The 24,186-nt window shown below is 66.7% G+C and carries 22 protein-coding genes and 4 riboswitches; of the genes, 8 read left to right on the forward strand and 14 right to left on the reverse strand.

Going from position 1 to position 24,186, the window contains the following annotated elements; all coding sequences use genetic code 11:
- Positions 1 to 28: 28 nt before the first annotated feature.
- From AC23D4_RS00535 to AC23D4_RS00550, 4 genes are all read right to left on the reverse strand, one after another.
- Positions 29 to 1,996, reverse strand: a complete 1,968-nt coding sequence (locus tag AC23D4_RS00535) for a B12-binding domain-containing radical SAM protein (RefSeq protein WP_472888825.1) — start codon at positions 1,994 to 1,996, stop codon at positions 29 to 31.
- Positions 1,997 to 2,101: 105 nt separating this feature from the next.
- Positions 2,102 to 3,358, reverse strand: a complete 1,257-nt coding sequence (locus tag AC23D4_RS00540; protein WP_472888824.1) for a D-amino acid dehydrogenase — start codon at positions 3,356 to 3,358, stop codon at positions 2,102 to 2,104.
- 59 nt (positions 3,359 to 3,417) lie between these two features.
- Positions 3,418 to 3,523, reverse strand: a riboswitch (glycine riboswitch).
- 13 nt (positions 3,524 to 3,536) lie between these two features.
- Positions 3,537 to 3,633, reverse strand: a riboswitch (glycine riboswitch).
- An 8-nt stretch (positions 3,634 to 3,641) separates the two neighbouring features.
- Positions 3,642 to 4,640, reverse strand: coding sequence for a Bug family tripartite tricarboxylate transporter substrate binding protein (locus tag AC23D4_RS00545; protein WP_472888823.1), 999 nt, complete (start codon positions 4,638 to 4,640; stop codon positions 3,642 to 3,644).
- 23 nt (positions 4,641 to 4,663) lie between these two features.
- Entirely contained in the window at positions 4,664 to 5,836 is a 1,173-nt protein-coding gene (locus AC23D4_RS00550; RefSeq protein WP_472888822.1) for a M20 aminoacylase family protein, read from the reverse strand.
- A 106-nt stretch (positions 5,837 to 5,942) separates the two neighbouring features.
- On the opposite strand from AC23D4_RS00550, the gene AC23D4_RS00555 reads away from it, so the two are divergent.
- On the forward strand, positions 5,943 to 6,848 hold the full coding sequence (locus tag AC23D4_RS00555) for a LysR family transcriptional regulator (RefSeq protein ID WP_472888821.1): 906 nt from the start codon (positions 5,943 to 5,945) through the stop codon (positions 6,846 to 6,848).
- 29 nt (positions 6,849 to 6,877) lie between these two features.
- Here the strand turns inward: AC23D4_RS00555 and gcvP are convergent, their stop codons facing one another.
- The 8 genes from gcvP to AC23D4_RS00595 all read right to left on the reverse strand — a co-directional run bounded on the left by gcvP (position 6,878) and on the right by AC23D4_RS00595 (position 17,602).
- Positions 6,878 to 9,814 (reverse strand): aminomethyl-transferring glycine dehydrogenase, encoded by a 2,937-nt coding sequence (gene gcvP / locus AC23D4_RS00560; RefSeq protein WP_472888820.1) that lies wholly within the window; start codon positions 9,812 to 9,814, stop codon positions 6,878 to 6,880.
- 169 nt (positions 9,815 to 9,983) lie between these two features.
- Entirely contained in the window at positions 9,984 to 10,349 is a 366-nt protein-coding gene (gcvH, locus tag AC23D4_RS00565) for a glycine cleavage system protein GcvH (protein ID WP_472888819.1), read from the reverse strand.
- 40 nt (positions 10,350 to 10,389) lie between these two features.
- A complete protein-coding gene (gene gcvT, locus AC23D4_RS00570; protein WP_472888818.1) occupies positions 10,390 to 11,517 on the reverse strand; it encodes a glycine cleavage system aminomethyltransferase GcvT in 1,128 nt (375 codons plus the stop codon).
- Between the two features lie 77 nt (positions 11,518 to 11,594).
- Positions 11,595 to 11,698, reverse strand: a riboswitch (glycine riboswitch).
- 12 nt (positions 11,699 to 11,710) lie between these two features.
- Positions 11,711 to 11,812, reverse strand: a riboswitch (glycine riboswitch).
- A gap of 27 nt (positions 11,813 to 11,839) precedes the next feature.
- Positions 11,840 to 12,394, reverse strand: coding sequence for a hypothetical protein (locus AC23D4_RS00575; RefSeq protein WP_472888817.1), 555 nt, complete (start codon positions 12,392 to 12,394; stop codon positions 11,840 to 11,842).
- A gap of 74 nt (positions 12,395 to 12,468) precedes the next feature.
- The gene (locus tag AC23D4_RS00580; protein WP_472888816.1) at positions 12,469 to 13,119 is read right to left on the reverse strand and encodes a nucleoside/nucleotide kinase family protein; all 651 of its coding nucleotides are present in this window, start codon (positions 13,117 to 13,119) and stop codon (positions 12,469 to 12,471) included.
- Between the two features lie 24 nt (positions 13,120 to 13,143).
- Entirely contained in the window at positions 13,144 to 14,457 is a 1,314-nt protein-coding gene (locus AC23D4_RS00585) for an ABC transporter substrate-binding protein (RefSeq protein WP_472888815.1), read from the reverse strand.
- A complete protein-coding gene (locus AC23D4_RS00590) occupies positions 14,454 to 15,773 on the reverse strand; it encodes a TAXI family TRAP transporter solute-binding subunit (RefSeq protein WP_472888814.1) in 1,320 nt (439 codons plus the stop codon). The genes AC23D4_RS00585 and AC23D4_RS00590 overlap by 4 nt, the downstream gene beginning before the upstream one ends.
- A 146-nt stretch (positions 15,774 to 15,919) precedes the next feature.
- Entirely contained in the window at positions 15,920 to 17,602 is a 1,683-nt protein-coding gene (locus AC23D4_RS00595) for an electron transfer flavoprotein-ubiquinone oxidoreductase (RefSeq protein ID WP_472888813.1), read from the reverse strand.
- Positions 17,603 to 17,771: 169 nt separating this feature from the next.
- Here AC23D4_RS00595 and AC23D4_RS00600 point away from each other — a divergent pair, with 169 nt between their 5' ends.
- Genes AC23D4_RS00600 through AC23D4_RS00610 form a run of 3 tightly spaced genes read left to right on the forward strand, consistent with a single transcriptional unit; the run spans position 17,772 to position 19,963 of the window.
- Positions 17,772 to 18,554 (forward strand): SDR family oxidoreductase, encoded by a 783-nt coding sequence (locus AC23D4_RS00600; RefSeq protein ID WP_472888812.1) that lies wholly within the window; start codon positions 17,772 to 17,774, stop codon positions 18,552 to 18,554.
- 6 nt (positions 18,555 to 18,560) lie between these two features.
- Positions 18,561 to 19,517, forward strand: a complete 957-nt coding sequence (locus tag AC23D4_RS00605) for a DMT family transporter (protein WP_472888811.1) — start codon at positions 18,561 to 18,563, stop codon at positions 19,515 to 19,517.
- Entirely contained in the window at positions 19,514 to 19,963 is a 450-nt protein-coding gene (locus AC23D4_RS00610) for an acyl-CoA thioesterase (protein WP_472888810.1), read from the forward strand. Before AC23D4_RS00605 ends, AC23D4_RS00610 begins: the two co-directional genes overlap by 4 nt.
- Positions 19,964 to 19,984: 21 nt before the next feature.
- Here AC23D4_RS00610 and AC23D4_RS00615 read toward each other — a convergent pair whose 3' ends face one another.
- Positions 19,985 to 20,575: a peroxidase-related enzyme gene (locus tag AC23D4_RS00615; protein WP_226466046.1), complete on the reverse strand. Its 591-nt coding sequence runs from the start codon at positions 20,573 to 20,575 to the stop codon at positions 19,985 to 19,987.
- A gap of 80 nt (positions 20,576 to 20,655) precedes the next feature.
- Between AC23D4_RS00615 and pcaC the strand changes: the two genes are divergently transcribed.
- On the forward strand, positions 20,656 to 21,033 hold the full coding sequence (gene pcaC, locus AC23D4_RS00620) for a 4-carboxymuconolactone decarboxylase (protein WP_472888809.1): 378 nt from the start codon (positions 20,656 to 20,658) through the stop codon (positions 21,031 to 21,033).
- A gap of 47 nt (positions 21,034 to 21,080) precedes the next feature.
- The gene (locus tag AC23D4_RS00625; protein WP_472888808.1) at positions 21,081 to 22,061 is read left to right on the forward strand and encodes a Bug family tripartite tricarboxylate transporter substrate binding protein; all 981 of its coding nucleotides are present in this window, start codon (positions 21,081 to 21,083) and stop codon (positions 22,059 to 22,061) included.
- Between the two features lie 90 nt (positions 22,062 to 22,151).
- Here AC23D4_RS00625 and AC23D4_RS00630 read toward each other — a convergent pair whose 3' ends face one another.
- A complete protein-coding gene (locus tag AC23D4_RS00630) occupies positions 22,152 to 22,730 on the reverse strand; it encodes a helix-turn-helix transcriptional regulator (protein WP_472888807.1) in 579 nt (192 codons plus the stop codon).
- Positions 22,731 to 22,801: 71 nt separating this feature from the next.
- Between AC23D4_RS00630 and AC23D4_RS00635 the strand changes: the two genes are divergently transcribed.
- Positions 22,802 to 23,503, forward strand: coding sequence for a CoA transferase subunit A (locus tag AC23D4_RS00635; RefSeq protein ID WP_472888806.1), 702 nt, complete (start codon positions 22,802 to 22,804; stop codon positions 23,501 to 23,503).
- Between the two features lie 10 nt (positions 23,504 to 23,513).
- Entirely contained in the window at positions 23,514 to 24,152 is a 639-nt protein-coding gene (locus AC23D4_RS00640; RefSeq protein WP_472888805.1) for a CoA transferase subunit B, read from the forward strand.
- The last annotated feature ends 34 nt before the right edge of the window (positions 24,153 to 24,186 follow it).

A 24,186-nucleotide genomic window follows, 5' to 3' on the forward strand; every position in this document is an offset into this window, starting at 1 on the left:
GCCGTCCCTGCGCGGCCTCTGGCCGGGGTCAGTGGGCCGCGGCGGCCAGCGCCTTGCCGATGCGGTGCCGGCTCACGGTCGGTTTGGGTACCTTGTGCGGCAGGTGCTCGAACCAGCGACGCACATCGTCTTCCACGCACAGGCCGTGCATGTAGTTGTAGATCGCCTTGCGCAGGCCGATGCCGAGCGCGTCGTGGTCGGTGCCCGTGGGGTCGATGAAGCCGATGTCGTTCTTGGCGAAGCTCACCGGCGGCAGCGGGATCAGCTCAATGCCATACGCCGTCGGGTCCATGCCCACGGGCGAGTGCACGGTGCAGCTGAAGCGGTGGAAGAAGCCGCTCTGGATGCAGCCGGCCTCGAACAGCTGGCGCACGTATTCGAGCGCGTCCACCGTGTCCTGCAGCGTCTGCGTGGGAAAGCCGTACATCAGGTAGGCGTGCACGAGGATGCCGGCGTCGGAAAAGCCCTTGGTCACCCGGGCCACCTGCTCGACCGACACGCCTTTTTTCATCAGCGTGAGCAGGCGGTCGCTCGCCACTTCGAGGCCGCCACTCATGGCGATGCAGCCGCTTTGAGCGAGCAGCTCGGCGAGCTCGGGCGTGAAGGTTTTTTCGAAACGGATGTTGCCCCACCACGAGATGTTGAGCTGGCGCCGGATCAGCTCTTCGGCCAGCGCCTTCAGGGCCTTGGGCGGCGCGGCTTCGTCCACGAAGTGGAAGCCGGTCTGGCCGGTTTCTTCCACGATCTGCTGGATGCGGTCGGCCAGCTTCTCTGCCGTGGCGGTTTCGTAGCGGCCGATGTAGTCGAGGCTCACGTCGCAGAAGCTGCACTTCTTCCAGTAGCAGCCGTGCGCCACGGTGAGCTTGTTCCAGCGGCCGTCGCTCCACAGGCGGTGCATGGGGTTGAGCATGTCGAGCAGGCTCAGGTAACGGTCCAGCGGCAGGCCGTCCCAGGTGGGCGTGCCCACGTCTTCGAACGGGATGTCGGGCTCGGCGAAGTTGACGTAGCGCACGGTGGCCGTGCTGGTTTTTTCTCCCTTTTCTCCTGGGGGTGGGTTGGGGTGAGTGCTGTCTTCGAGCACAAAAGTGCGCTGCAAGCGCTGGCGCCCTCGTTGCCCATGAAGGTGTTCGATCAGCGAGAGCACCGGCCGCTCGCCCGCATCCAGCGTCACGAAGTCCACGAAATCGAAGACCCGCGGGTCGGACAGTTCGCGCAGTTCGGTGTTCACAAAACCGCCGCCCAGCGCGATGCGGATGTGCGGGTGGTGCGCCTTGATGGTCTGCGCGATGCGCAAGGCCGCGTAGACCGAGCCGGGAAAGGGCACCGATAGCAGCACCAGCGCGGGCTTGTGGCGGTGGATGGCGGCCAGCGTCAGGTCGCTCAGCAGGTCATCCACCAGCGTGGGCGGCGCGGCCAGTGCGGCCGCGAGCGGGTCGAAGGTGGGCTGGCTGCTGGCCAGCGACTCGGCGTAGCGCACGAACTCGAAACGTTCGTCCACCGCGTCGCGCAGCACGTCGGCCAGATCGTTGAGGTAGAGCGTGCACAGGTGGCGCGCCTTGTCCTGCACGCCGAGCGCGCCGAAGGCCCAGGCCAGCGGGTCGCCGCTGCCGTCGTCCACGTAGGCGTCGAGCGCCGAGAAGCGCGGGCCTTCGGGCAGCAGGCCGCGCGCGGCGATGCGGTGGGCCAGCGTCGAGTCGCGACCCTGCAGGTAGGCGATGGCGGGGCCGATGGTGGCGCGGTAGTCCGCGAACTGGTCGAGGAAGGCGTGCACGCTGCCCGAGCGTTGCGCCTCGGGCTGGGCCAGCGCACGGCCGCGCACAGCTTCCAGCCCGGCGGGCGTGAACAGTTGGAGCACCAGCGCCAGCGCCAGGTCTTCCTGCACCGCGTCGATGCCGCGCGAACGCAGGAAGCCGGTGAGGTAGGCGGTGGAGGGATAGGGCGTGTTGAGCTGCGTCATCGGGGGGATGACGCTCAGCACGCGGAAATCGGTGGGCATGGGCGGCTCGGCTGGGAGTAACACAGGGAGCTTAGCCCAAGCCCGCCGCACCAGCGGGCTGGCGTGCGCCATACCCGCTGATCGCCGCTGGTTGCGCGTGCGGCGTCAGACAGCGGGGGCGGGCATCACCTGGCGCGTGTGGCGCTGTTGCGCCTGCCACTGCGCCACATGCCCGGTCAGCTGGTGCGCGGTGATGGCGGAGAGCGTCCAGCCCAGGTGGCCGTGGCCGGTGTTGTAGAACACGTTGGGCGCTCTGCCGGGGCCGACGCGCGGCAGCATGTCCGGCATCATGGGTCGCAGGCCGGCCCAGGGCTCGACGCGGCGCGTGCTCACGCCCGGGAAACACTGGTTGACCCAGTTGACCAGCGGGCGGATGCGGTCGGCCCGGATGTCGAGGTTCATGCCGTTGAACTCGGCCGTGCCCGCGACACGGAAGCGGTCGGCGCCGAGTCGGCTGGTGACCAGCTTGGTTTCGTCGTCGAGCAGGCTGACCTGCGGCGCGGCGGCCTGGCTCGCTTCGTCGTTCAGCATCACGGTGATGGAGTAGCCCTTGACCGGGTAGACGTTGAGGCGGTCGCCCAGCTGTGCGCCCAGCGCCCGGCTGTGCACGCCAGCGCAGACCACCACCGCGTCGCCGCTCACCACCTCGCCGCTGGACAGCGTGACCTGTGCGGACGCGCCATCGCTCTGCACCCGCGTCACGGTGTGGCCGGTCAGCAGCTTCACGCCCAGGCGCTCGCAGGCGAGCGACAGGCCGTGGGTGAACTTGTGGATGTCGCCGGTGCTGTCGCTCTCGGTGTAGTAGCCGCCGAAGTATTCGCCGGCCAGCGTGGGTTCGATGGCGCGCATCTCGTCGGGTGTGACGGCGCGGCGCGGCAGGCCGCCTTCGGCCAGCAACTTGCTGACTTCGCCCGCGTGCTTGAAGCCGGCCTTGTCGCGGTAGATGTGCAGGATGCCCTGCTGCTTCAGGTCGAAATCAATGCCTTCCGCCTGCGCCCAGCCGAACAGGTGTTCACGCGCGGCGATCGCCAGCTTCGCGGTGGCGATGGTGTTGTCGCGGTACTTGGGGATGGACGCCGCGAACTCGGCGAACCAGCTCAGCTTGTGCCAGCTGGGCTTCGGGTTCACGAGCAGCGGCGCGTCGGCCTTGAGCATCCACTTGATGCCCTTGAGCAGGGTGGACGGGTGGGTCCAGGTTTCGGCGTTGGAGGCCGAGAGCTGGCCGCCGTTGGCGTGGCTGGTTTCCATGCCCGCGTAGCGGTGTTTTTCGATCAGGGTGACCTGGTGACCCTGACGGGCCAGGGCGTAGGCGCTGGTGACGCCGGTGATGCCGCCGCCGATGACGATGAGGTGCTGTGCCATGGGAATCTCTTTGAAGGCCGTCAAACAAAGGGGCACGCCCCGCACACCGTGTGCGGGCCATGACCCCCTCTGTTTGTGACCTGAGAGATTCACCCGCCGTGACGGCGGGCTTGCTCCTGCGGTGGGCCGGGAGACGAATTCCGGCCACTCTTCAGAGTTGTGCGCCGGGATGGGCGCGGTGCGTCGATCGGTCCTTTTGCCTGAGAGTTTCCGGGGCGGTTGCTCCTTCGGCGCCGGCTTTCCCTGAGGGTGCCGGTCTCTCCCGATCGACGGAAGAAGGCACTTATTGTGCCTGCAGCCCGATGGATTTGACGATGGCGCGGAACTGTTGTGTGCCGTCGGTGTAGGCCTTGTCGGCTTCGGCGAGCGTCTGTGGTTTGGGCAGCAGCTGGCTGTTGGCTTCGAGGGCGGAGTGCACGGCCGGATCGCCCAGCGTGCCGGTGATGGCCTTGTGCAGCGCGGTGACCACCGGTTCCGGGGTGTCCTTCTTCACGAAGTAGCCGGTCCAGATCTTGAAGGTGAAGTCCTTGAGCTGCTTGCTCTCGCTCACGGCGGGGTACTGCTTCACGCTCTCCAGCCGTTCGCTGTTGAGCATGGCCAGCACCTTGACGCGGCCCTGCTTCTGCATCTCGTCGTACTTCTTCCCATAGGGCGCGAGGAAGAAGTCCACCTGGCCGGCCATCAGGTCCTGCTCGGCGGGGGCTGCGCCCTTGTAGGGCACGTGGATCATCGGGATGCCGGTGACCTTGGACAGGTGCTCACCCAGCAGGTGATAGAACGAACCCGGGCCGACGCTGGCGAACGTGAGCGCCTTGCCGTCTTTGGCGGCCTTGCGCGCGTGGTCCACGAATTCGTCCACGGTGTTGACCGGCAGGTCCTTCTTGGCGAGGAAGGCGATCTGCGCGGTGGCGATCATCTGCACCAGGCGGAAGTCTTCGCTCTTGAACCTGATCGATGAAATCGCCAGCGGCGCCAGGATCAGTTCATTGGGCGAACCCTGAAATACGGTGTAGCCGTCCGAGGGACCGTTGAGCACCTTCTGCGCTGCGATGGAACCGCTGGCGCCGCCCAGGTTTTCGATCACCACCGGCTGGCCGAGCTGCTTGCCCAGGGTGATGTTGACCGAGCGCGCGATCACGTCCGACAGGCCGCCGGCCGGGTAGGGGACCATCAGCGTCACCGGTTTGGCGGGGAAGGTCTGGGCGGCGGCGGTGCCAGCCATGCCCAGGGTGGCCAGCGCAGCGCCAGCGATGAGGGTCTTGATGCGGATGCGTGCGTTCATGGTGTTGTCTCCTGTGATGGTTCTCAAGGGGTGGGGGAAAGCAGGTCCTGCACCAGCGCGATCCAGTAGGCCGCGCCGGGGGCGATGTTGAGGTCGTTGAAGTCGTAGGCCGGGTTGTGCACCATGCAGGCGCCGGGTTCGCCGTCGGCGCCGTTGCCGATGAACAGGTAGCTGCCGGGCACGTGTTCGAGCATGAAAGCGAAGTCCTCGCTGCCGGTCAGCATGGGGCCCTGCGGGTTGATCTGCTCCGCAGGGAAGTGCTTCTGTGCCACGGTGAGCGCGCGGGCGGTCTGCTGCGCATCGTTCACCAGCACCGCGTAGCCCGGGCGCCAATCGAGTTCGGCCCGCACGCCGTAGCTCTGCGCCTGGAGCATCACCAGCTCGCGGATGCGCTGCTCCACGCTGCGCCGCACCTGCGGGTCCAGCGCGCGCACGCTGATCTCCAGCCGAGCCGACGCCGGGATCACGTTGTTGGCCTCGCCCGCGTGCACCGCGCCGACCGTGACCACGGCCGGCTGCATCGGATCGACATGGCGCGAGACCACGGTCTGCAACGCCATGATCAGCGAGGCCGCCGCGACCACCACGTCGGTCGCCTTGTGGGGCATGGCGCCGTGGCCGCCGTGGCCGTGCAGTGTGATGGTGGCGTAATCGGACGAGGCCATGGTCGGCCCGCTGCGGAACACCAGCTGGCCCTGCGGATAGCCCGGCATGTTGTGCATGGCGAAGATCGCATCGCAGGGGAAGCGCTGAAACAGGCCGTCCTCCATCATCTTCAGCGCGCCGCCACCGCCTTCTTCTGCGGGCTGGAAGATCAGGTTCAGCGTGCCGTCGAATTCGCCTTGCGTGGCGAGGTGCTGCGCAGCCGCCAGCAGCATGGCGGTGTGGCCGTCGTGGCCGCAGGCGTGCATCACGCCGTGGGTGCAGCTGGCCCAGGCCGCGCCCGTGGCCTCGGCAATGGGCAAGGCGTCCATGTCGGCGCGCAGGCCGAGGCTGCGGTCCGATGAACCGCGTTTCAGTTGCCCGACGACACCGGTGCCGCCCAGGCCTGTCGTGACCGCGTAGCCCCAGGCGCCCAGCTGGGCCGCCACCAGCGCGGCGGTGCGGCGTTCGTTGAAGGCCAGCTCCGGGTGCTGGTGGATGTCGCGGCGCAGGCGGGTGAATGCCTGGATGGCGGCGTCACTGAGTCGTTCCATGCAAATTACTCCTGAAACATGAACTTTGTTGCATGTTAGGAAGGGCCTGAACTAAAGTCCAATGCATTGATAAGCAACAACCCATGACTTTGAATGGAGGTTCGGGATGACCCTCGTGCAACTCAGGCACTTTGTGGTGCTGGCCGAGCTGGGGACCTTCGTGCAGGCGTCCAAGGCCCTGTACCTCACGCAGCCCGCGCTCACGCGCAGCATCCAGGGTCTGGAGGACGAGCTGGGCGGGCGCCTGTTCGACCGCCTGGGGCGGCGCATCGCGCTCACGCCGTTCGGGCACGAGGTGCTGCAACGCGCCCGGCGGCTGGTGAGTGATGCGGAAGCGCTCAAACAAACCGGCAAAGGCCTGCATGCCGGCCTGATCGGCACCCTGCGCGTGGGCCTGAGCTCGGCGCCCGGCGCCTTGTTGTCCACGCCGCTGATGCTGCACATGGCCGAACACCATCCTAGGTTGCAGCTGCAGATTTCGCGCGGCCACACCGAGCTGCTGGTGCACGAGCTGCGGGCACAGCACCTGGACGCGGCCATCGTGGACGTGCGCTCCCTGCGGCCTGCGGCCGACCTGACGGTGGCGCAGGTGTTCGAGCTGGATGCCGGGTTTCTGGTGCGGGCGGACCACCCGCTGGCGTTGCGCGGGCGGCCGGTGGGTCTCGCCGACATCCTGGCCTGCCCTGTGGCGTCCACGCCCCTGAGCGACGAGGTGGCGCGGCTGCTCATCAACCGCTACGGGCCGCAGGCCAACCCGGACGACATGGTGACGCTGCGCTGCGACGAGACCATGAACATCGTCGAGGTCGCCCGCCACAGCGACGCCATCGTGCTCACTGTCAACGCCGTGGCCGGCGACCTGGTGCGGCTGGACGTGTCACCCGCGCTGGACGCCACGGCGCGCTTCGGCCTGGTCACGCTCAGCCAGCGCCAGGAGGCGCCAGCGCTGCGCATCCTGCGCGAGCAGCTGCCGTTGTGGGTCGAGCGCTTCGTGGCGCCTCACGTGGCATGAAAAAGGGCACTGTCGGTGCCCTTTTTTTTTCAATCGACCATCTCGGCGATGGGCACGCAGCTGCAGAACAGGTTGCGGTCGCCGTACACGTTGTCGATGCGGCCCACGGGTGGCCAGTACTTGGCGTGTGCGCGGGTCGAGGTGCTGGCTGCACCCACGTTGCGCGCATAGGGATGCGGCCACTCGGCCTTCATCAGGCTGTCGGCCGTGTGCGGCGCGTTCTTCAGCGGGTTGTCGTCCTGTGGCCAGCCGCCGGCTTCGATCTGGCGGATCTCGTTGCGGATGGCGATCATCGCGTCGATGAAGCGGTCCAGCTCTTCCAGCGTCTCGCTCTCGGTCGGCTCGACCATCAGCGTGTTGGCGACCGGGAAGCTGAGCGTGGGCGCGTGGAAGCCGTAGTCCATCAGACGCTTGGCCACGTCCTCGGCCATCACGCCACTGGTTTCTTTCAATTGCCGCAGGTCCAGGATGCACTCGTGCGCCACGTGGCCGTTGGCCGAGGCGTAGAGCGTGGGGTAGTGCGGTGCCAGCCGCTTGCTGATGTAGTTGGCGGCCAGGATCGCGGCTTCGGTCGCGTGCTTCAGGCCATCGGCGCCCATCATGCGGATGTACATCCAGCTGATCGGCAGCACGGCGGCGTTGCCCAGTGGGGCTGCGCTGACGGCGCCGACGCGGAACTTGTCTTCGGTCTCGGGCGTGTCGCACACACCGGCGGGCTCGGCACCTGCGCGATGACCGGGCAGGAAGGGCACGAGGTCGGCCACCACGCAGACCGGGCCGACGCCCGGGCCGCCACCGCCGTGCGGGATGCAGAAGGTCTTGTGCAGGTTCAGGTGGCTGACGTCGCCGCCGAACTCGCCCGGCGCGGCCACGCCGACCAGCGCGTTCATGTTCGCGCCGTCCACGTAGACCCGGCCGCCGTGCTGGTGCACCAGCGCGCAGAGCTCCTTGACGGTGGTTTCGAACACGCCGTGCGTGCTGGGGTAGGTGATCATCACCGCGGCCAGGTTCGCGCTGTGTTTTTCACACTGGGCCTGCAGGTCGGCCATGTCCACGTTGCCGCTCTCGTCGCACTGGGTCACCACCACCTGCATGCCCGCCATCTGGGCCGACGCGGGGTTGGTGCCGTGGGCCGAAGAGGGGATCAGGCAGATGTTACGGTGCGCTTCATCACGCGAGGCGTGGAAGGCCTTGATCGCCAGCAGGCCGGCGTATTCGCCCTGCGAACCGGCGTTGGGCTGCAGGCTGATGCCGGCGTAGCCCGTGGCCTGGCAGAGCCAGGCGCGCAGCTGCTCGTCGAGTTCCTTGTAGCCTTGCAGCTGGTTGGCCGGCGCGAAGGGGTGCACGTTGGCGAACTCGGGCCAGGTGATGGGGATCATCTCGCTGGTGGCGTTGAGCTTCATGGTGCAGCTGCCCAGCGGGATCATGCTGCGGTCCAGCGCCAGGTCCTTGTCGGACAGCGCGCGGATGTAGCGCAGCATGCCGGTCTCGCTGTGGTGGCTGTTGAACACCGGGTGCGTGAGGTAGGTGCTGGTGCGGCGCAGCTCGACAGGGATCAGCGGCTCGATGCCCTTTTCGAAAGCGTCAAACGTGGGCAGGGTCTGGCCGTCCTGTGCGAACACCGACCACAGCAGCGCAATGTCGTCGCGCGTGGTGGTTTCGTCCAGCGACATGCTCACGTACTGGCCCCATGACAGCTTCAGGTTGGCGCCCTGGGCCACCGCCTTGGCGACGACGGCCTTGGCTTGGGCCGCGTCGGCGGCCTTTACGGTCAACGTGTCGAAGGCCGAGGCACTGGTCAGCGTGCAACCCAGTTGCTGAAGGCCTTGGGCCAGCACGGCGGTGTAGGCGGCCACGCGCTGCGCGATGCGTTTCAAACCCTGCGGGCCGTGGTAGACGGCGTACATGCTGGCCACGACGGCAGGCAGCACCTGCGCCGTGCAGATGTTGGAGGTGGCCTTTTCGCGGCGGATGTGCTGCTCGCGCGTCTGCAGCGCGAGGCGGTAGGCGGGGTTGCCGTGGGTGTCCACGCTCACGCCGACCAGGCGACCGGGCAGAGAGCGCTTGAACTCGTCGCGGCAGGCCATGTAGGCGGCGTGCGGACCACCCGCGCCCATGGGCATGCCGAAGCGCTGCGTGGTACCGACCACGATGTCGGCGTCGAACTCGCCCGGGGGCACCAGCAGCGTGAGCGCGAGAAGATCAGCCGCGACGATGAAGGCGGCCTGCTTGGCATGCACGGTCTGCACCTCGGCGCGCAGGTCGTCGATGCGGCCGCTGGTGGACGGGTACTGCGCCAGCACGGCGAAGTAGTCGTCGCCCGCGAGCGCGTCGGCCCATTCCTGCGCCGAGTTCGCGAGCTTCACGGTCAGGCCCAGTGGCGCGGCGCGGGTCTGCACCACCTCGATGGTCTGCGGGTGCGCGTCGCCGGCCACCACGATGGTGTTGCCCTTGGCCTTGACCGAGCGCCTGGCCAGGGTCATGGCTTCGGCGGCGGCGGTGGCCTCGTCGAGCATGGACGCGTTGGCGATGGCCATGCCGGTCAGGTCCGTGACCATGGTCTGAAAGTTGACCAGCGCCTCCATGCGGCCTTGCGAAATCTCGGCCTGGTAGGGCGTGTAGGCGGTGTACCAGGCGGGATTTTCCAGCACGTTGCGCAGGATCACACCCGGCGTGTGCGTGCCGTAATAGCCCTGGCCGATGAAGCTCCTGAACACCTGGTTCTTCGCAGCGATGGCCTTGAGTTCGGCCAGCGCGGCGGCTTCGGTCACGGCGGGTGGCAGGTCCATGCCGGTGCTGCGCGCGATGCTGCGCGGCACGATGCCGTCGATAAGGGCGCGGCGCGAAGCCTCGCCGATGACCGACAGCATCAGCGTTTCGTCGACTTCGCTGATGCCGATGTGGCGGGCAATGAACTCGCTGGCATTTTCGAGTTCATCCAGGGGTTTGACGGACGGCATCAGCATGGGACGACCTGGTTGGGAAAGAGGAAAGTCAAAAACTCAGAAGAGCGAAAGACACCCGCCACGAGCGAAGTGTCCCGATTCAAGGGTGGCGCGGAACCGGCTTCGCCGGTCCGCCAGCGCCGCCCCCTGGAGGGGGACACGCGCGCAGCGCGGCAGGGGTGGGCCAAATTCAAGCCGCGAAAGCGGCGTAAGCGGTTTCGTCGAGCAGGGCATCCACTTGCGAAGCATCGCTCAGCTTGACCTTGAAGAACCAGCCTGCGCCCAGCGGGTCGCTGTTCGCCAGCGAGGGGTCGGCGCGCAGAGCTTCATTCACTTCAGTGATCTCGCCGCTGACGGGCATGTACACATCTGCCGCGGCCTTGACGGACTCGACCACGCCGGCCACGTCCTTCTGGGCAAAACTCTTGCCCACTTCGGGCAGGTCCACGAACACCACGTCGCCCAGCGCGTCCTGTGCGTGGTGGGTGATACCGACGGTGGCGATGTCGCCGTCAACGCCGATCCATTCGTGGTCTTCGGTGTACTTGATGGTCATGAAGGGCTCCAGTAAAGAAAGTGGACAGAAAAGGGGTTGTTCAACCGCGGAAATAACGGTTCGGCACGAAGGGCATGGGCGCCACGTCCATGGGCACCACCTTGCCGCGCACGATGGCGTGGACGCGGGTGCCGGTGGCGACGTATTCGAGGTTGACGTAACCCATGGCCACGGGCTTGCCGGCGCTGGGGCCGAACAGGCCGCTGGTGACTTCGCCGATGGTGTCACCCGCGGTGTTTTGCAGCTCGACGTGTTCGCGCACCGGCACGCGCTCCAGCGCCACCAGGCCCACACGCTTGCGGGTCAGATGCTCGGTGCCATCAAGCTGGGCCAGCACGCGGGCGGCACCCGGGAAACCGCCGGCGCGCTCGCCACCGGTGCGGCGCACCTTCTGCATGGCCCAGTTCAGACCGGCTTGCACCGGCGTGGTGGTGGTGTCGATGTCCTGCCCGTAGAGGCACAGGCCCGCCTCCAGGCGCAGCGAGTTGCGCGCGCCCAGTCCCACCGGTTTCACTTCGGGTTGCGCCAGCAGGGCGCGGGCAAAGTCGGCTGCCACCGGGGCGGGCAGCGAAATCTCGAAGCCGTCCTCACCGGTGTAACCGCTGCGGGTAACGTACAGGTCGGCGTCGGCCCAGGTGAAGGCCGCACCGGTCATGAACACCAGTTTTTCCACGTCCGGCAGCAGGCGCTGCAGGGCTGTGACGGCCTGCGGGCCTTGCAGGGCAAGCAAGGCGCGCTCGAACTGCGCGTCCACGTGGCACAGCTGGCCAATGCAGGCCTTGATGTGGGCCAGGTCGCCGTGTTTGCAGGCACCGTTGACGATGACAAAAATGTCGTCGCCCCGGTTGACGAACATGAGGTCGTCGATGATGCCGCCTTCTTCGTTGAGCAGCAGGCCGTAGCGCTGCTTGCCCACGCCCAGGCCGATCACGTCGACCGGCATCAGGGTTTCAAACGCGGCTGCGGCGTCGGGCCCGACCAGGCGCAGCTGGCCCATGTGGGAGACATCAAACAGGCCGGCAGCGCTGCGGGTGTGGAGGTGTTCGGCCATCAGGCCGGCGGGATACTGCACCGGCATGCTGTAACCGGCAAAGGGCACCATGCGGGCGTCGAGTTCCAGGTGCAGGGCGTGCAGCGGGGTCTTGAGCAGTTCGGAGGCGTCGGTCACGGCGGGCTTTCTGCGGCGCTAAAGCGCTCGCTGATGGGGCAGGCCTCCCGGGGGAGGGTGGACACGGTTCATCCGTGCGCTGCCCCGCTGTCCGCTTTACCTGAGAGATTCACGCGGGCGATGCCGCATTTGCTCCTTCGGTGGACCGCCTCGCGGGCGGTCTCTCTCCAGGGGGGTACACCCGCTTTGCAGCCGGTGCTTGTCAGTCCTTTTGCCTGAGCGTTCAGGACCGTGTTCCGGTCGCCTGCGCCTTCGGCGGCTCCCGTTTCGGGGAGCTCTCTCCTGACCCGGCGAGTTTAACGGATAGCTTGCCCTAACGGGCTCAACCCATGGTTTCCAGCAGTTCCACGGGCAACAGTTTCGCCAGCCGCTCACTGATGCCGTCGGCACGCTCGCTGCCTGCCAGCGCTTCCACGTCAACGATCATCTCCCGGCCCACCGCGAGCATGGCCACGGCATCGCGTGCCTCGCGCAGCGCGGACCGGTATCGGGCCGCGAGGGCTTTGTCGCGCGGGGCAAACAGGCGCTCGCTGAGATCGAACAGGAACATGCGGGCGGTGGCCAGCGACCGGGTGCCTGTGAAAGCATCGCCGTGCCCACCAACGGTGCTGGCCGGGTCCGGCTCCAGCACGCTTTTCGGCATGTGCTGGATCTCTTTGGCGTGGCCCTTGCCCGCTTGCCCGGAACCTTGTCGCTCCAGATAGCCCCGCTCCAGCAGCACATCAATCAGCTGCCGGCCATCGCCGGTGAACAGGCCCGCCATCTGCGGTTCACTTTGCTGTCCATCGGCCAGCAGCAGAATGGCCCGCTCACGCTGTCCCAGGGTCCGGTTGCCCGGGCGCAGCTCCAGCCGGCCCTTTTCTGTTTTTCTCAACATTTTTTGCTCCAACGACAGGCGCTACTCTGCCAGCGCCGCATGTCATTGGTGTGAAAGCCGCGGCCAGCACGGGGTCAAATGCTCAGGAATGTGTAGCAGTTGGCCGCCGGATCCCAGCCCATGTGGCGCTGAGCCCGGTGGGCCGACGCTTCGATCCGCCGGGCGTTCGGTTCGTCGGTGCTGGCGATCCAGTCCAGTGCCTGTTCCCGGCTGCGGCCGAACTGTTCGTGCCGGCGCTTCAGGCGCTCCAGCCGCAGGGCGGCGTCCACGTGCAGGTACCAGACTTCGTCGAGCAGCCCGGCCACCGGTGCCCAGTCGCCTTCGTCGAACAGCAGGTAGTTGCCTTCGGTGACGATCAGCGGCGTGCGGGCGAACACCGGCAGCGCGCCGGCCACCGGCTCTTCGATCTCGCGCCGGAAGTCGGGCGCATAGACCACCTCGTCACCGCTTTGCGCACGCAGGCGGCGCAGCAGGGTGGCATAACCCGCGGCATCGAAGGTGTCGGGAGCGCCTTTGCGTCGGGCCCGGCCCAGCCGTTCCAGTTCGGCCTGCGCGAGGTGGAAGCCGTCCATGGGGACTGCCTGGGCCTGCTCACCCAGGTGTTGGGCGATCAGGTGGGCGAGCGTGGACTTGCCCGAACCGGGGGCGCCGACGATGCCGAGCAGGCGGCGCGGCCCGCTGGCGAGTGCCTGAAGGCGCTGCATCAGCTCGGCATGGAGGTGCATGGGCGGGCTGCGGAGCCTGTTGACTCAGCTCGCGTGCATCACGATCAGGCGCTGACGGGTCTGGTAGAGATGCTGGCGCAGGGTGTACCCGCGTCCGGCGTAGCGGTTGGGCAGCTGCATTTGCGCCACCTGCCGCTCCAGGGTGTCCAGCCGTTCCAGCAGGGGCTGTATCGAGACCGGCTTGTGGGCCGGTTGCCGGGCGAGGTCTTCCTCCATGAAGCGCACTTCGCCGTAGATGTGCTGCAGCGCGGCGTCGACCCGCCAGTCGATGTAGCGCGGCGCGCGCAGCAGCAGGGCCACACCCAGCAGGCTCAGCGGCAGTACCGCATACAGGAACAGCTCGGTTCTTTGCGCCATGCCGAAGGGCAGCAGTGTCTCCATCCAGGGACGCATGCCGCTGGCGTGCTGCAGGGCAACCGGTGAGACCGGGAAGTCGCTGCCGACCGTGGTGGGGTAGCGACCCGGGCTCTCCAGAAAACCGCTCATGACGTGCAGCTCGCCGGCCACATCGAGCAGCGCGCGCTGCAGGGCGGGGTGCAGGCCAGGCCTGGCCAGGAGGTGCGTCTGGGTGACCATGGTGGGCAGGTCACTGGCGGGCAGCTGGCTGCGCAGTTCGATGGCGCCTTGCGGCATGACCACGGTCCGCAGCCGGCGTTCGCGTGCTGCCAGGGCGCCGGCGCGCTCCATGCCCAGGATGTGCACGCCGTCCAGCCGGGCGAGCGCGTTGGCGGTCTGGGAATCGCCGGTAGCGACATGGATGACGGCATCCACACGGCCCCCGGTCAGGGAGGCGATCGCCGAGTCACCCACTTCGGGCACGAACTTCACCTCGTCGGGACGGATGTGCAGGTGGGCCAGCAGGAGATCGGCCGCGATCCGGTTGGACGAGCCCGCCACCGATGTGGCGATGCGCCGACCCCGCAGCTGCCCCATGTCTGTGATGTCCTCGCGTGCGAAGACCCAGATGATTTCGTGGCCGATCACGGCCAGCGCCTGCACGCCGTCGGCCGGGGCCAGGGATGCGTTGGCGGGGGCGTACAGGCCCTGGGCAAAGGTGGCGTCGATCGCACCGTCACCCGGCTTCATGTGTTGCAGCGCGTCCTGTGGTCTGGGGTGGGTGACCAGGTCGACGGCGATGCCGTGGTGTTCCAGGCGGCTGGCGTAAAGCTGGGCGAGCCGCAGGTAGCTGCTCTGGTTCGGACCGGTCCCGATCACCAGCCGCGGCGGTGGCAGCGGATGCCAGAGTCGGGTGACCATGGCCAGCGCAACCGCCAGCGCCAGCAGGATGGGCAGGTAGATCAGCAGCCAGCGGTGGCGGTAGAGCAGCATGAGTTTCATCGTCCGCGGTACTCCAGGATGCGCGAACGCACGAACTCGACGTGTTGCCGGAGGGTGAACCAGTGCTGGGCCAGTTCCTCCGGCAGCTGCATGGCCGCGATGGCCGTTTCCATGTGGTTCAGGCGGTTGTGGATGTGGCTGAGCGCCATGCCCCCGACATCCAGATTCTGGCTGGCGAGATCGTCCTCGATGAAGCGCAGCTCACCGTACCAGCGCATGACGTGGCCTTCGAGGCGCCAGCGCAGCCAGGCCGGCACCAGCAGGAGCAGCAGGGTCGTGACCAGCAGCACCGGCAGGCCGATCAGCAGCAGGCGTTTGGCCACCTGGGCCCACCAGAACGGCAGGTGCCTTTCAAACAGGTTGGGACCACGCAACATGACACTGCGGGATTCGGGCGCTGAGGGGAAGTCGCTGGCGTGCAAGGTGGGGTACTCGCCGGCGCGATGAAAGGGTCCACCCTCGCCATGCACCTCCAGGGCCACGGCGGTCACCACCCGTTTGAGCGCGGGATGCAGGTCTTCGCGGGCCAGCAGATGGGTCGGTGTGGTCAGCATGGACGTGTCCACGGAGGGCAGGTTGGCGCCCATGCCGTCCTGGGGCAGCAGGCGGCTTTCGAGGTATTTGTTGCGTTCGGCGATCGCCCCGGTGCCCTGCAGCGTCGCCAGCCGCACGCCGGGGGCCGCCAGCAGGCCCTCCACGCCAGGTGAACGCGGCGCAGAGACCATGAACACCGCGTCCACTTCGTTGCGCAGCAGGGCGTCGCGGGCGGGCAGGCCACTGAGGTCCGACCAGCGGATGTCTTCGGGCGGGACCCGTTCTTGCGCCAGCAGGCGCCGCAACAGGTTGCGGTGTCCGCTGCCCTCGGGCCCGGCGGCCACACGCAGGCCATCGAGATCGGTCAGCGTGGTCAGCGGGACGCCCTGGCTGAACAGCCACAAGGCTTCGATGTCCACGTTGGCGAGCGTCTGCACAGGAGCCTTCGGAATGCCAGGGCCGACGGCGGAAGACCAGCCGAAGCCGCCTTGTACCAGGGCCAGATCGGCCGATGCGGGGACGGCCCGCAGGCGTTCGAGGTTCTGGGGTGAACCGTCCGACAGCAGGACGTCCAGCTGGATGCCCCGGCGGGCCAGTGCTTCGGCGTAGCGCGAGGCGTGGAACTGGTAGGCGCCATCGGCCTGCCCGGTGCTGATGATCAGCCGGGTCGGCGGAATGGGATACCACCACCACCAGACCGCGCTGGCCAGTGCGATGGCGAACAACGCCAGGGGCATCCGGATCAGTGTCCAGCGGTGCTGGTAGAGGGCTGCGGTGTTCATGGCGGTGGGTTGACAGGTACCGCCAGAATATCTGCCTTGATACTTTTTGCAATACTTGACCTGCCGATCAGCCGCAGGGTGCGGCCCGGGCGTTGCTGCAAAGGGAAATGGCCGCTTCGAGCGACCATTTCAAGGGTTTGAGCGCCTCACATGCCCGCGTAGTTCGGACCACCCCCACCCTCGGGCGTGACCCAGACGATGTTCTGCGTCGGATCCTTGATGTCGCAGGTCTTGCAGTGCACGCAGTTCTGCGCGTTGATCACCAGTTGATCGGCACCGTCCTTGTTGACGAACTCGTACACCCCGGCCGGGCAGTAGCGGCTCTCGGGGCCGGCGTATTTCGCCAGGTTGATCATCACCGGCACGCTGGCATCTTTCAGCGTCAGGTGGGCCGGCTGCTGCTCTTCGTGGTTGGTGTTGCTGACGAACACGCTGGAGAGGCGGTCGAAGGTGATCACGCCGTCGGGCTTCGGGTACGTGATCTGCGGCATTTCATTGGCCGGCTTGAGCTTGGTGTGGTCTTTGGTCGTGTTGTGCAGCGTCCAGGGCGGGTTGGACACACCGATCTTGGGCAGGAACCAGTGTTCGACGCCGGTCATGAGCTTGCCCATGAGCGGGCTCTTCTTGAACCAGTTCTTGAAGTTGCGGTAGGTCCAGAGTTCCTCGTGCAGCCAGCTGGCCTTGAAGCCGGTCTCGAACGCGGTCAGCTCGTCGCTGCTGCGGCCTGCGGCCACCGCTTCGAACGCGGCCTCGGCGCACAACATGCCGCTCTTGATCGCCGCATGGCTGCCCTTGATGCGCGCGGCGTTCAGGAAGCCGGCGTCACAGCCGACCAGCGCGCCACCCGGGAACACCAGCTTGGGCAGGGCCTGCGGTGTGCCGTTGTTCAGTGCACGCGCACCGTAGCCCAGGCGCTTGCCGCCTTCGATGTGCGCCTTGATGCTGGGGTGCGTCTTCCAGCGCTGCATCTCTTCAAACGGGCTCATCCACGGGTTCTGGTAGTCCAGGCCGATCACATAACCCAGCGTGACCTTGTTGCCTTCGAGGTGGTACAGGAAACCACCGCCGAAGGCGTCGTCGTTCAGCGGCCAGCCGGCCGTGTGCACCACGAGACCGGGCTTGGCCTTGTCGGCCGGCACTTCCCAGAGTTCCTTGATGCCGATGGCGAAGGTCTGGGCGTCTTTGCCTTCATCGAGCTTGAACTTCGCGATCAGCTGTTTGCCCAGATGGCCACGCGCACCTTCGGCGAACACGGTGTATTTGGCATGCAGCTCCATGCCGATCTGGAAGCTCTCCATCGGCTCGCTGTCCTTGCCCACGCCGAGGTTGCCGGTGGCGACGCCTTTGACCGATCCGTCGTCGTTGTAAAGCACTTCGGCGGCGCTGAAGCCGGGGAAGATCTCCACGCCCAGCGCTTCGGCCTGTTCACCGAGCCACTTGGTCACGGCGCCCAGGCTGATGACGTAACAACCGTGGTTGTGAAAGTTGCGCGGCATCAGCCAGTCGGGCGTGCGCTGGGCACCGGTTTCGCTCAGCACCAGCAGGTCGTCGCCGGTCACGGGCTGGTTCAGCGGGGCGCCGAGTTCCTTCCAGTTCGGGAACAGTTCGGTGATGGCTTTCGGGTCCATGACCGCGCCCGAGAGGATGTGGGCGCCGGGCTCGGAGCCTTTCTCCAGCACGCAGACGTTGATCTCGCTGCCTTTCTCGGTGGCGAGCTGCTTGAGGCGGATGGCGGTGGCCAGGCCGGCGGGGCCGCCGCCGACGATCACCACGTCGTATTCCATCGCTTCGCGTGGGCCGTAGGTGCTGAGGATTTCTTCTGGGCTCATGGGGTGCGGTCTCTGGTGGATGTTTCGTCTGACAGCGCAAGCCCATCGTCAGGAACATGGGGCAGACATTGTCGTGATGGAGACGGATTCTAGTGGGCGATGCGCCACAATCCATGTCACGTCTGGCGCGAGCGTGTTCGCGATGGTCTCATTCGAGGAGCAACTCTAAATGGCTTACACCCTGGATCTCTCGGGCCGCGTGGCCCTCATCACCGGCGCTTCGGGCGGTCTGGGTGAGCAGTTCGCCAAGACACTGGCCAATGCCGGAGCCGCCGTGGTGCTGGCCAGCCGCCGCACCGACCGCCTGATGGCGCTGCGTGCCCACATCGAAGCCGATGGTGGCGATGCGCATGTGGTCGCGCTCGACGTGACCGACCTGGCCTCTATCAAGGCCGCGGTCGCACACGCCGAAACCGAGGTGGGCGCTATCGACATCCTGATCAACAACTCGGGTGTGAGCACCACGCAGCGGCTGCAGGAGGTGAGCGAAGAAGACTACGACTTCGTGTTCGACACCAACACCAAGGGCGCGTTTTTTGTCGCACAGGAAGTGGCCAAACGCATGCTGGCCCGGGCCAACGGGGCGGCACCCGGCACCTATGTGGGCGGACGCATCGTGAACATCGCCTCGATGGCCGGGCTCAAGGTGCTGCCGCAGATCGGCGTGTACTGCATGAGCAAGGCCGCGGTGGTGCACATGACCAAGGCGATGGCGGCGGAGTGGGGCCGCTTCGGCATCAACGTCAACGCCATCTGCCCGGGCTACATCGACACCGAAATCAACCACCACCACTGGCAGACCGAGCAGGGCCAGAAACTCATCAACATGTTGCCGCGCAAACGCGTGGGTCAACCGTCCGATCTGGACGCCGTGCTGATGATGCTGGTGAGCAACGAGAGCCATTTCATCAACGGCGCCGTGATCGCTGCCGACGACGGCTTTGGAGTGTGACGCTTGATGTCGGTTGACGCCGGACGGCCGCTGGCCTGGCCGCCCGGCATGGTGACGGGCATCCTGGCGGGGCTGGGCGCGGGGGCCTTCTGGGGCATGACCTTTGTCGCCCCGCTGATCGTCGAGGGGTTCACCTCGGTGGACTACACCGTGGGCCGGTTTGTGGCCTGCGGCTTGTTCTCGGCCTTGCTGCTGTTGCTGGGCCACGTGCACCGCGCAGCGGGCGGGCCGGTGCCGCGTGTGCCGACGCTGCGGCAGGCCGGTGCCGCGCTGGTCCTGAGCGTGCTGGGGTACACCGGCTATTACCTGCTGCTCGTGCTGGCCATCGCCGACGCCGGCGCGGCCCTGCCGGTGCTCATCATCGGCACGATTCCCCTCTGGGTCATGGTGCTGGGCAAACCGCAGGCGATGCGCTGGGTGGCGCTGGTGCCGGGCCTGCTGCTGACGGCGCTGGGCATGCTGCTCATGATGCAGTCCACGGGTGAGGCCGCGGGTGAGGCGGGTGGCGCACACCTGTGGCGCGGCATCCTGTACGCCGTCGCGGCGATGGCGAGCTGGACCGCCTTCGGCCTGCTCAACGCCGCCTGGCTGGGCCGTCACCCGGAAGTGAATTCGACCGAGTGGGCCAACTGGCTGGGCGTGGCCGCCGGAGTGGGTGCGCTGCTGTTGTGGGCGCTGTGGGGATCGGCCTGGGGCGAGATGTCGGCCCGACCCGGCTTCTGGGTTTTTGTGACCGTGTGCTCGGTCACCGGCATCGGATCGGCCTGGGTGGCCGCGGTGCTGTGGAACATGGCCAGCCGGCGCCTGAGTCCGAGCCTGGCGGGTCAGCTCATCGTGAGCGAAACCGTGTTCGGACTGATCTACACCTTTGCCTGGAGCGGGCAGTGGCCGGCCGCCATTCAATGGGCGGCCTGCATGCTGTTCGTGCTGGGCATCCTCGCATCCATCAAGGCACACCGATGAAACTGGACCTTCCCGAAGACAAGAAGCTGGTGCACAGCGTGGTCGTTCCCATCCGCTGGGGCGACATGGACGCCATGGGCCACGTCAACAACACGCTGTACTTCCGCTACATGGAGATCGCGCGCCTGGACTGGTTCTTCGGCATGGGCCTGCCGGCCGATCCGAAGGGCGAGGGGCCGGTGATCGTCAACGCCTTCTGCAACTTCATCCGGCAGCTCGAGTTTCCGGGCGATGTGCTGGTGCGCACCTACCTGGGCGCCATGGGCCGCACCTCGTTCGACACCTACCACGAGATGCTGCGCACCGACGAGCCGGACACGGTTTACGCCAACGGTGGTGCCACGGTGGTGTGGGTCGATTTTCCGAAGCAGAAGTCGGTGGCGATGTCGGCGCATGCCCGCGCGCTGATCGAAAGCGCGGGTGGCCTGCCGCGGCTGCCGGGCTGATTCTTGGCAGCCGACAGCCGTTCACTTCGCCTTGGGAACGCGCCCCATCAGGTAGAACTCCGGATTGGGCGTCATGCCACTGAAGCTGGCCATGCGGTTGGACAGGCCGAAGAACGCGGTGATGGCGGCGATGTCCCAGGCGTCTTCGTCGCTGAAACCATGGGCATGCAGGGCGGCGAAATCGGCGTCGTCGATCTGATGCGAGGCCAGGCAGACCTTCATCGCGAAGTCGAGCATGGCGCGCTGGCGCGGGCTGATGTCGGCCTTGCGGTGGTTCACCGCCACCTGGTCGGCCACCAGCGGCTTCTTCTCGTAGATGCGCAGGATCGCGCCGTGCGCCACCACGCAGTAGAGGCAGTGGTTGGCCGCGCTGGTGGTGGTGACGATCATCTCGCGGTCGCCCTTGGTGAGCCCGCTCTCGCGCCCTGCGGTCTCAGGCGTCATCAGCGCATCGTGGTAGGCGAAGAAGGCGCGCCATTCGGCCGGGCGGCGGGCCAACGCGAGGAAGACGTTGGGGACGAAGCCGGCTTTTTCCTGCACCTCCAGGATCTTGGCCTTGAGGTCCTCGGGCAGGGTGTTGAGGTCGGGCAGGGGGTAGCGTGCATCGCTCATGGTTTGTCTCCGGTCAGGGTTTTGCTTGTCCCGAAAGTTTATCCTTGGGGCCCACGTTGAACAGACACATGGAGCACAGCATGCAGGATCAGCAGTACGACAAGGGCCTGGCCACCCGCCGCGAGGTCATGGGCGATGCGTTCGTGGACCGGGCCCTGGCCGGCACCACGCCCTTTACCCAGCCGATCCAGGACCACATCTCGCGCGCCGCCTGGGGCGATGTCTGGCAACGCGAAGGCCTGGACCGCAAGACCCGCAGCCTGGTCACCGTGGCCATGCTGACCGCACTGGGCAAGCAGCACGAACTCAAAGGCCATGTGCGCGGCGCGCTGAACAACGGCGCCACCGTGCAGGAAATCCAGGAGGTGCTGCTGCACGCGGCCATCTACTGCGGCATCCCCACCTCGGTGGACGCGTTCCGCACCGCGGCCGAGGTGGTGGAGCCGCCCAAGGCCTGACTGCGCCACCCCGAACACCACTGTTTTTTTCTTCAGGAGTTGAACCCATGACATCGCCCCGCCGTTCCTTCATCACCCGTGCCGGCCGCCTCGCGCTGGCCCTGTCCGCCGTCGCTGGTTTCGGTCTTGCCCAGGCGCAGATCCCCACCAAAATCCTTGTCGGCTTCCCCGCGGGTGGCGGTTCCGATGCCGTTGCCCGCATCCTCGCCGAGCGCCTGCAGACCGAGCTCGGCGGCAACGTGCTGGTGGACAACAAGCCCGGTGCGGGCGGGCAGCTCGCCGCGCATGCGCTCAAGGTCGCGCCGGCCGATGGCCACACCGTGTTCCTGAGTCACGACCACAGTGTGTCCATCCTGCCGCTGACCATGAAAAATCCGGGCTTCGACCCCGCCAGGGACTTCGTGCCCGTGGCCGGGTTTGCCACCTTCGTGAACGCCGTGGCGCTGTCGGGTGGCACACCCGCGCGCGACTTCAAGGCCTGGATCGACAGTGTCAAGGGCAGCGGCGGCAAGGCGACCATGGGCATCCCCGCGCCCGCGTCCACGCCGCAGTTCGCCGTGCAGGTGATCGGCAAGCAGTTCGGCCTGGACCTGGTGGCCGCACCCTACCGCGGCAGCGCGCCCATGATGGGCGACATGCTGGGCAACATCATTCCCGCGGGCGTGGGCTCGGTGCCCGACTTCATCGAGAACCACAAGGCCGGCAAGCTGCGCGTGGTCGCCGTGATGGGCACACAACGCCAGGCCGCGCTGCCCGAGGTGCCGACCTTCACCGAGCTCGGCATCAAGGGCTTCGAAGAGGTGCCGTACTACGGCCTCTTCGCGCCAGCGGGCACACCCAAAGCCGCGCTGGACAAACTCGCTGCGGCCCTGCAGAAAGTGATCGTCATGTCCGATGTGAAGGACAAGCTGACCGCCATGGGCCTGACCGTGGGTTTCATGAGCGGTGCCGAACTGGGCAAGCGCGAAGTGGCCTACCGCGAGGTCTGGGCAAAGATCATCAAGGACAGCGGCTACCAGCCGCAGTGAACTGACAACCCCCACGCTCAACCGCTTGCGCGGGTCGCTGCCCCCCGAGGGGGCTGATCCGGCTTGGGGCTGCCCGGCGCCGGATCGCGCTTAACCTGCGAGAAGTCGGTGCACCAGGTCCGGTGTGCTGTGCGCCTGGTACTTGCGCATCAGCCGCGCGCGGTAAATCTCCACCGTTCGGTGGCTGATGCCCAGCGTCTTGCCGATTTCCTTGCTGGTCAGACCGCCCATCAGAAAGGCGGCCACCTCGCGTTCGCGCCCGGTGAGTTCGGCTTTGACCGCGCGGCGTGAGCTCAGGTCTTCGAAGCTCCAGATGCCGGCCTCGTGGGGGGCCTCAAGGTGCAGCGCGCGGCCCGTGACGTGGCACCAGAAGGTCTCGCCCTTGAAGCGGCCGTCCACGCGTTTCATGACGCGGTCGTCGGCATAGGTGCCGCTGCGCCCGAGGATGGGGGCGATGCGCGCCCCGGTGCGCTCGTACTCGTCGGCACTCGGGTAGAGCACCAGAAAACTCTGGCCCACCAGCTGCTCGCGCGCGGCGCCAAACATCTCGCACAAGGCCTGGTTGCAGTCCACAATCGTGCGCTGGCGCGAGAGCACCAGCCCGAGTGGCGCCAGGTCGAACGCGAGCCGGTAGTCGATGCCGGAGAGATCGGTGTTCGGGTTAGTCATTAGGTCAAACTACGTATGCTGTTACGTAGTATCGTTGCATTCATCCCTGTTCAACCACTGGAGCAACCGACGTGAACAAGATCTACCCAAGCGCAGCCGAGGCCCTCAAGGGTGTGGTGGCTGACGGCCAGCTCATCGCCGTGGGCGGTTTTGGCCTTTGCGGCATTCCCGAAGCGCTGATCGACGCCTTGCGCGATTCCGGCGTGAAGAACCTGACCGCCATCTCCAACAACGCCGGCGTGGACGACTTCGGTCTGGGCAAGCTGCTGCAGACGCGCCAGATCCGGAAGATGATTTCGTCCTACGTCGGCGAAAACAAGGAGTTCGAGCGCCAGTACCTGGCCGGCGAACTCGAACTCGAATTCACGCCGCAGGGCACGCTGGCCGAGAAGTTGCGCGCCGGCGGCGCCGGCATTCCGGCTTTCTTCACCAAGACCGGTGTCGGCACCCTGGTGGCCGAAGGCAAGGAGCTGCGCGAATTCGACGGCGAGACCTACGTGATGGAGCGTTCGCTGGTGCCCGAGGTGTCGCTGGTGAAGGCCGATGTGGCCGACATGTCCGGCAACCTGCGCTTCAACATGACGGCGCGCAATTTCAACCCCGCGGCCGCCACCGCCGGCAAGATCTGCATCGTCGAGGTGGAGCGCATCGTGGCCACCGGCGAGATCGCCCCCGACGACGTGCACCTGCCGGGCATCTACGTGCACCGCATCGTGCTGAACCCGACCCCGGAAAAGCGCATCGAGAAGCGCACCACCCGCGACCGCAAATAAGGAGAACACCATGCCTTGGACCCAAGACCAGATGGCCGCGCGTGCGGCGCAGGAACTGCAGGACGGTTTTTATGTGAACCTCGGCATCGGCATCCCGACGCTGGTGGCCAACCACGTGCCCGACCACGTCGAAGTGTGGCTGCAGAGCGAAAACGGCATGCTGGGCATTGGCCCGTTCCCCTACGAAGACGAGGTGGACCCGGACCTGATCAACGCCGGCAAGCAGACCGTGACCACCATGAAGGGCTCGGCCATCTTCGGCAGCGACCAGTCTTTCGCCATGATCCGCGGCGGCAAGATCAACCTGTCCATCCTGGGCGCCATGCAGGTGACCGACAAGGGCGACCTGGCCAACTGGATGATCCCCGGCAAGATGGTCAAGGGCATGGGCGGCGCCATGGACCTCGTGGCGGGCGTCAAGCGCGTGATCGTGCTGATGGAACACGTGGCCAAGAAGAAGGACGGCAGCGAAGACCTGAAGATCCTGCCCCAGTGCACCCTGCCGCTGACCGGCATCGGCGTGGTCGACCGCATCATCACCGACCTGGCCGTGATGGACGTGACGCCCGAAGGCCTGAAAGTGGTGGAACTGGCGCCGGACGTGACGCGCGAGTTCCTGCAGTCCAAGACCGGCGTGCCGCTGATCTGAACCTGCCGCTGGGTGTCGCCGTGCTCTGGCTTGG

It is taken from the genome of Hydrogenophaga sp. L76 (assembly GCF_057654755.1).

Excerpts from the sequence above, each read along its gene's own strand:
- AC23D4_RS00535 (WP_472888825.1), bottom strand. The coding sequence starts at position 1,996 with ATGCCCACCGATTTCCGCGTGCTGAGCGTCATCCCCCCGATGACGCAG.
- AC23D4_RS00540 (WP_472888824.1), bottom strand. The coding sequence starts at position 3,358 with ATGGCACAGCACCTCATCGTCATCGGCGGCGGCATCACCGGCGTCACC.
- AC23D4_RS00545 (WP_472888823.1), bottom strand. The coding sequence starts at position 4,640 with ATGAACGCACGCATCCGCATCAAGACCCTCATCGCTGGCGCTGCGCTG.
- AC23D4_RS00550 (WP_472888822.1), bottom strand. The coding sequence starts at position 5,836 with ATGGAACGACTCAGTGACGCCGCCATCCAGGCATTCACCCGCCTGCGC.
- AC23D4_RS00555 (WP_472888821.1), top strand. The coding sequence starts at position 5,943 with ATGACCCTCGTGCAACTCAGGCACTTTGTGGTGCTGGCCGAGCTGGGG.
- gcvP (WP_472888820.1), bottom strand. The coding sequence starts at position 9,814 with ATGCTGATGCCGTCCGTCAAACCCCTGGATGAACTCGAAAATGCCAGC.
- gcvH (WP_472888819.1), bottom strand. The coding sequence starts at position 10,349 with ATGACCATCAAGTACACCGAAGACCACGAATGGATCGGCGTTGACGGC.
- AC23D4_RS00575 (WP_472888817.1), bottom strand. The coding sequence starts at position 12,394 with ATGTTGAGAAAAACAGAAAAGGGCCGGCTGGAGCTGCGCCCGGGCAAC.
- AC23D4_RS00580 (WP_472888816.1), bottom strand. The coding sequence starts at position 13,119 with ATGCACCTCCATGCCGAGCTGATGCAGCGCCTTCAGGCACTCGCCAGC.
- AC23D4_RS00585 (WP_472888815.1), bottom strand. The coding sequence starts at position 14,457 with ATGAAACTCATGCTGCTCTACCGCCACCGCTGGCTGCTGATCTACCTG.
- AC23D4_RS00590 (WP_472888814.1), bottom strand. The coding sequence starts at position 15,773 with ATGAACACCGCAGCCCTCTACCAGCACCGCTGGACACTGATCCGGATG.
- AC23D4_RS00595 (WP_472888813.1), bottom strand. The coding sequence starts at position 17,602 with ATGAGCCCAGAAGAAATCCTCAGCACCTACGGCCCACGCGAAGCGATG.
- AC23D4_RS00600 (WP_472888812.1), top strand. The coding sequence starts at position 17,772 with ATGGCTTACACCCTGGATCTCTCGGGCCGCGTGGCCCTCATCACCGGC.
- AC23D4_RS00605 (WP_472888811.1), top strand. The coding sequence starts at position 18,561 with ATGTCGGTTGACGCCGGACGGCCGCTGGCCTGGCCGCCCGGCATGGTG.
- AC23D4_RS00610 (WP_472888810.1), top strand. The coding sequence starts at position 19,514 with ATGAAACTGGACCTTCCCGAAGACAAGAAGCTGGTGCACAGCGTGGTC.
- AC23D4_RS00615 (WP_226466046.1), bottom strand. The coding sequence starts at position 20,575 with ATGAGCGATGCACGCTACCCCCTGCCCGACCTCAACACCCTGCCCGAG.
- pcaC (WP_472888809.1), top strand. The coding sequence starts at position 20,656 with ATGCAGGATCAGCAGTACGACAAGGGCCTGGCCACCCGCCGCGAGGTC.
- AC23D4_RS00625 (WP_472888808.1), top strand. The coding sequence starts at position 21,081 with ATGACATCGCCCCGCCGTTCCTTCATCACCCGTGCCGGCCGCCTCGCG.
- AC23D4_RS00630 (WP_472888807.1), bottom strand. The coding sequence starts at position 22,730 with ATGACTAACCCGAACACCGATCTCTCCGGCATCGACTACCGGCTCGCG.
- AC23D4_RS00640 (WP_472888805.1), top strand. The coding sequence starts at position 23,514 with ATGCCTTGGACCCAAGACCAGATGGCCGCGCGTGCGGCGCAGGAACTG.